Here is a 6014-nt window from a genome sequence, read left to right as displayed (position 1 = left end):
CGAGTCCTGTACCGCCCATTAACGCCTGCCAATCACGTCGATTCCGTAGTCGCCGGCCAATCGCCCTACCAACTGGCGTCAGAGCTCTTCCGGAACGGATGACGAAACAGGAATTGGGGCTGGGCGCGGGCGCAAATAACTCTCGATTTGTTCAGGAAAAATCGTTATTTCCCGAAGTCGTGTACGGACCTGTCTTGTGCGATATCCTTCGCCGTTTTGGGGGGCATGGAAATTGCGACGCCTTCTTGATAGGTGCGAATCTCCCCAGGTTTTGCTAGCGGGAAATCATTCGGACGGCTTGCGGGCGGTCATCGTGGCTGTCTTTCATCCACCCGATCGCGCAGCAATCGCACTCCCCTCGAAAATTACAAAACGTAGTTTATCAATTAGGGGGATTCTAACGTTACGGGTTGCCGCAGGCCGCGAGTCAGGATCGGCGGGAATTCGTTTTCCGCCGACAGTGATCTCCAATTGATTAGAAGCGCATGCGCAGCTGGCGCGCACCGATGATTTTGCGCGCCACCGCGAGCTGCGTGATCACTTTTGTCAGGAACTATTTTCGAGAAGGGGCAGTGCAATGGACAAAATCTTCCATGATCATTCCGCCGTTGTGCAAGAAAAACCGAACAAGTTGCCGCCGGAACGGGTGGTGAATTTCATACGCCGCGTGATCCGCGGCGAAAAATTCTTTGAGGGCTCGGAACGCCGCTCGAATTTGCGGTATCCGGTGACCATGCCGGTCCGGGCGACGCCGCTCGACGATCAATATCATCCCGATGGCGAAGCGTTCTTGGGCGTGACGCGCGATATTTCCGTGGGCGGTTTGTGCATGTATCACCTGGAGCCGGTCGAAGCAAGTTTTTTGCGGCTGGAGATGACCGGCAACAGCGGCAAAGGGGAACATTTGCGCGTCGTGCTAAAAGTAGTGCGTTGTCGCCAGACAGGACCGCTATACGAAATTGCCGGAAGTTTTATAGGTTATGCATAAGCGCGCAGCAGGCTGCCAGCCTGACGCGCCGGAGACCAGAATTCCGGTAGTGATGCACTTTGCTTCCGCAGGGTGGCTGGGGGTCGACCGAAGGGAGCCCCCCAGCAGGCAGCATTCCGGGGGCTCGGCGGCACTCGACCCCGGCCACCCAATGCAGTTCACTTCAAAATGCATCACAACCAGAATTCCCTCATCAATTGATCCTGAATTTGGGCTGGTGTTCCACGGCATAGAATTCGCACCCCCCTACGGATGCCAGACGGGCCGGGGAAAGGGTGGTGCGGCCATGGCGGAATACCGAGTTGTTTGCGCCAAGCGGGAGCCATGTCACAGTGCGGCGGGGCGGTTTCATGTGAACCTGGTAGGTTCCGGAACGGCATCCTATCACACGCGAATTTGGACGGCGGCCGAAGTCTGTGATGCAATTGACCAAGGCGATCGCTTCTACATTCAATCGCGCGAGACTGGCCAAAAAATTGAGCTGTCTTGCGGAATCTGTCCCGGCTGCAACGAAGCCTTCTTGCTGACAACACCCGCCGGGCAACCCTTGGAACTGGATGTGTTTGGGCTGCCGGAACTGCGCGAGTAATCCCCGCGCACCCAAATCGCATTTCACTCCCCTTGCGATTTTGCCGTGGCTGCACAGAATCGTAATCGCAAATGAACAGCGCCTCGGGAATACGGTCAGCAAACAAGTGACCGGCCAGGCATTCAGCAGGCGAGCTGAAAGCGACGATTCTGAACGCCTGGCTCGTTGGCTGAAGTGTGGTCAGCAATTTTGGCGACGAGACCGGACGTCAAGCCCGCCATGAAAAAGATCAAGAGATTTAAGCCGTCAATGATGCTCGTGTCATGGAACATGGCGTTGGGCAGGTACACTCCCATAATCACCATAAAGACGAGCCCGACTTGTCGGAAGACTAACGGGGCAGATGGATTGGTCCACAGCTTCCGAGCATTGGAAATCCACAAGATCAGCAGCAAGGCGAACAAGCTCGTGCCGGCCAATCCGGTGTCCGTTAACAGTGCCAGGAATGCATTGTGCTGCACGTAGGGTCTCGATTTATCCAGCGGCAGCTCGCTGGATCGATCCGCTAAATACGGCAGCCTTTCACGATCGTATTGACCGAAGCCGAAGCCTAGCAGCGGGCGATCTTGAAACATGTTCCATGCGACGTTCGCCAGAATGGGTCGCAATTCCGCGGACTCAGCCGCTGCAGCAGCGCCCAGGTTCTCATCACGCTTGATGTTCCAGATGCTGTCGGTTTTCATCATGAATACGGCCGCCAGCAGCACGGAGCCAACTCCGAACAGCAAAAAGCGCCACGGACGGGGCGTGATCAGGGCCAAGAAAATGGCGCTCGCCAGCGCACCGCCTAACCACACGCTTCGAGTGAGCGTCGCCAGGAATGCCGCGCCCGCGATGGATGAAAACAACAGTAACGACAATTGCCCAAAACGGCCCAGGCGCGGCCAAAGCATCAGTGCGGCCGCAATTGCCGTGGCAAGGTAAATTCCCATGGCGACGGGGTTGAGGAATGGTCCTCGAACGCGACCAAAATATTGATGCTTGGGCGAGGCAATATATTGAGGAAACACCAGCGACCATTGGCCTAGAGCCTCCAGCAGGCCCGTCACAGTCAGATAAGCGCCGAACAATGCCAAGGCGATAAAGATTCCCCGAATGTTTTGTTCGCTCAAGGGGGATTGGCGGGCAATCCAATAGATCGATCCCGGAATGATCCAGTAGATCACCAGGTGCGTGAGCGGCTCCCCTTTTTCAAAACTCCAGTCGTGGGTGAAGGTACTGAAGGTTAGAACCACAAGCAGCGCGAATAAAACACAATCCGCGCGAATCAACGGCTTGGGTTCGGTAGCACCGAATCGTTTACGCAGCCCGTAGGCGACAAACAACAACACCAGAAGCGCACGGTCCACGGTGACCGGAATTCCACCATCATTATGCCAAAACCAATAACCGAACACGTTGGCAATCAGGATGAGACCCAGGCAACCACCCACCAAAGAGCCGCGCAGAATGAACCAGGTGGCCCAAACCAATCCACAGACACCGGCGATGATAATCAAGAATTCCATCAAGCCTGGCGGTACAGGGTTTAAGCTACGGACGCCACCGAGCCATTGAGCGCTACGATGGGGACGGTTGGAGCTGACACGCGCGCTGAACTGGCACGAGGGATAAAATGACGTTCAATCAGACGGTGGAATAAGTAGGCTACCGCCAACGACAAACAGATGATTAAGGGCAAGATGCCCAACAAGGTAACGGCATTGCCGCGGATGCCCGCACTAAACAACGCGAAGCTGATTCCCTTGGCGATCAGCGGGTGGCACAAATAAACGCTGTAGCTCATGCCGCCAACTCGCCGGAAGGGACGTAACAGAGCCGCTTTCTGCAAGCGTTTGTCGTAGGGATACAGGAAGGACATTGCCAGTGCAAAAGTGTACGCCACGAACCGTTCGGTGTCATGATTCGGGTAAAACTCCAATAAATGGCTTGGATTGCGCAGCGACACGATGATGCCTAAAACGAGCGCGGCGTGAATCCAACGAATCTGGGCCGGTGTTGCCCGATTCACGCGATAGTACAGAAGAATTCCCGCGGCGATTTGGAACCAACCACCATCGAAGAGCGAACCTTTTACTTCCCAGCCAGCCCTCCAAGTGATGGTCTTCCCCACAAGGATGATGACGGTCACTACCACCGCGGCCGTGAAGATGCGGCGCGAAGCGAATAACAAAATCAAAGCCGCTACGACGTAAAACTGTTCCTCATAACACAGCGTCCAGGTGTTGGGCAACAAATGCGTGGCGTTGCCGCCGAATACCGTGTGCCGCCACGATTCCGTCAGCGTAAGATTGCCCAGCCATTCCCAGACGCTCATTTTGTCTGGATTGGGAACGGTGAAAATACCGTCATGAACCAGCCCGGGCCAGCGTGCGTTCAAAGCTAAGATGATGACCGCGGACAACCCGATCGCCGTCCAATACGGTGGATAGATGCGCCAAAATCGGCGCTTGGCGAATTCCACAACGCCTTTGTCCCGCCGCGCATGCAGCGTGGCCATGATGCAGTATCCACTAATCACAAAGAAAATCGGCACGCCAATCCACGCTCGGGCGGCAAGCCATATTCCCAGTGAATCCAGGCTGTTTACGCTTCCGGATTGCCCCACGAAGTAATATCGTGCTTGTTGCATCGTGGTGTGAAACACAACCAGCATTAAGCAACACAGGCCGCGCCACATATCCAGTGATTCGTAACGGCGCGATTTAATGCGATTCACTGTGCCAGTGACCGGAGGCAGCGGGACGGTGGTTGGGTCATTGGCTGGCGCGCATCGTTCAACGGTAAAGCAGGCGGACATCGTGCAATTCCTGGTGCTGGAGCCGAATCGGTCGCAGAATCTTGTGAGACGTCGCAAAGTCAATGCCGGGAAGCCAAGCGTCGTCCAATTCGCACCAGCACGAGCACCGTAAATGGTTTGCCAGTTGTGAGATATGCGAGCGAGTTCTCAGCCACTTTGGCAGAAAACGATCGACCCAGCATGTTGACTAAATGCAACCGCTTGTTTCCGGAATCGCCGAAATGCACAGCGGCGGTTTCGATAATCTTCCGCTCAGCCTACAAACACTATTGGATTTGCAGGCCTAGGCTGCCAGCGGCCCAATCGCCACGGCGTTTCTTAAATTAAGCGGCGTCGGCTTTTGTACGATGTGGCCGGTTTGCCGCAGCTAGGGGCATAATTCCCCGCGGCAGCAATGGCGCTCCGCCCCTTGCGATTTCGCAGCGGCTCAATGAAAATTGGCTGGCAGGAAGCAAGCCGTGGTTATGCTTCCAGTCCGTCGTTTTCATTCAATATGATCATTGCGCCCGGCGCGCAGGAGGGAGTGGTTTATGTGGCGGAATTTACTGGTGCTCTTGTCGTTGGCCATTTTGGTCGGCTGCTCGGACGAGGCTGCCGGTCCCGGCGGACAAGGAGCATCGGTAGCCATGGGGGGAAACGGAAAAAAATATCAAATTGCCGTAGTGCCGAAGGCCGCCACCCACGAGTTTTGGAAATCGGTTCACGCGGGAGCGGAAGATGCGGCCAGCGAATTAGGCAACGTCGAAATCATTTGGAAAGCGCCGGCAGAAGATGACAATCGAAACCAGCAAATCGATTTGGTGGAAAATTTCGTGACCCGCGGCGTCAATGGCATCTGCCTGGCCCCGATCGATTCTCAAGCGTTGGTGAATGTGGCCAAAGACGTGAAAGCGGCCAACATTCCCTTGGTCATTTTCGACAGCGGCTTGAACGATCCCAGCCTGTACGTCAGTTATGTGGCCACCGACAACGAGAACGGCGGCCGGCTGGCGGCTCGCGAAATGGGAAGGCAGCTGAATGGCAAAGGCAATGTCCTTTTGCTCCGCTACAGCTCGGGAAGCGAAAGCACGGAAAACCGGGAGCGCGGCTTTTTGGAAACCATTAAGAAGGAGTTTCCGGACATCAAAATTTTGTCGTCCGATCAATATGCCGGAACGTCGGAACAAACCGCGCTCGATAAAAGCCAGCAGCTCTTGCTGAAATACGGCAAAGAGGTCAATGGCATTTTTGCCGTCAACGAAAGCAGCGCCGCCGGCATGTTGCAGGCGCTAAAAGAAGCTGGCTTAACCGGAAAGGTCGTGTATTTAGGCTTCGATTCCAGCAACCGCATTGTCAAAGCCTTGCGCGATGGCGACATGCAAGGCGTCGTTCTACAAGATCCGGTGAACATGGGGTACCAGGCCGTGAAGGCGATCGTTGCGCAACTGACCGGGCAACCGGTCGAAAAGCGCGTTTCGACGGGGGAAGCAGTGGCTACGAAGGAAAACATGGACAACCCGCACATGCACAAGTTGTTGAACCCCGAACAGTTCTAGCAAAAATCGATTGCGGATTTAGGAATTAGGCTTTGCCGGGGCGAATGTTGCGCAACGGCGGAAATTCTCAATCGAAAATCCCCCATCGGCTTTGCTTCGCTT

The 6014-nt window shown here is 55.3% G+C and carries 5 protein-coding genes; 3 read left to right on the top strand and 2 right to left on the bottom strand.

The features are described from left to right. Nucleotides 1-577: 577 nt before the first annotated feature. Complete coding sequence (locus VFE46_10060; GenBank protein ID HZZ28332.1) at nt 578-988, top strand: PilZ domain-containing protein; 411 nt, start codon at nt 578-580, stop codon at nt 986-988. Between the two features lie 286 nt (nt 989-1274). Next, complete coding sequence (locus VFE46_10055) at nt 1275-1577, top strand: hypothetical protein (GenBank protein ID HZZ28331.1); 303 nt, start codon at nt 1275-1277, stop codon at nt 1575-1577. A gap of 122 nt (nt 1578-1699) precedes the next feature. Here the strand turns inward: VFE46_10055 and VFE46_10050 are convergent, their stop codons facing one another. Together VFE46_10050 and VFE46_10045 are read right to left on the bottom strand one after the other, a co-directional pair. Further along, a complete protein-coding gene (locus tag VFE46_10050) occupies nt 1700-3085 on the bottom strand; it encodes an O-antigen ligase family protein (protein HZZ28330.1) in 1386 nt (461 codons plus the stop codon). Nucleotides 3086-3105: 20 nt separating this feature from the next. Then, a complete protein-coding gene (locus VFE46_10045) occupies nt 3106-4377 on the bottom strand; it encodes an acyltransferase (protein ID HZZ28329.1) in 1272 nt (423 codons plus the stop codon). A gap of 530 nt (nt 4378-4907) precedes the next feature. Between VFE46_10045 and VFE46_10040 the strand changes: the two genes are divergently transcribed. Beyond that, nucleotides 4908-5912: a substrate-binding domain-containing protein gene (locus tag VFE46_10040; GenBank protein ID HZZ28328.1), complete on the top strand. Its 1005-nt coding sequence runs from the start codon at nt 4908-4910 to the stop codon at nt 5910-5912. Nucleotides 5913-6014: the final 102 nt, after the last annotated feature.

Source organism: Pirellulales bacterium (assembly GCA_035656635.1).
Lineage (GTDB): Bacteria > Planctomycetota > Planctomycetia > Pirellulales > JADZDJ01 > DATJYL01.
Note: the sequence above shows the minus strand (reverse complement) of the source record. Positions and strands in the feature narration are given on the sequence as shown.

Excerpts from the sequence above, each read along its gene's own strand:
- VFE46_10040 (HZZ28328.1), top strand. The coding sequence starts at position 4,908 with ATGTGGCGGAATTTACTGGTGCTCTTGTCGTTGGCCATTTTGGTCGGC.
- VFE46_10045 (HZZ28329.1), bottom strand. The coding sequence starts at position 4,377 with ATGTCCGCCTGCTTTACCGTTGAACGATGCGCGCCAGCCAATGACCCA.
- VFE46_10055 (HZZ28331.1), top strand. The coding sequence starts at position 1,275 with ATGGCGGAATACCGAGTTGTTTGCGCCAAGCGGGAGCCATGTCACAGT.
- VFE46_10060 (HZZ28332.1), top strand. The coding sequence starts at position 578 with ATGGACAAAATCTTCCATGATCATTCCGCCGTTGTGCAAGAAAAACCG.
- VFE46_10050 (HZZ28330.1), bottom strand. The coding sequence starts at position 3,085 with ATGGAATTCTTGATTATCATCGCCGGTGTCTGTGGATTGGTTTGGGCC.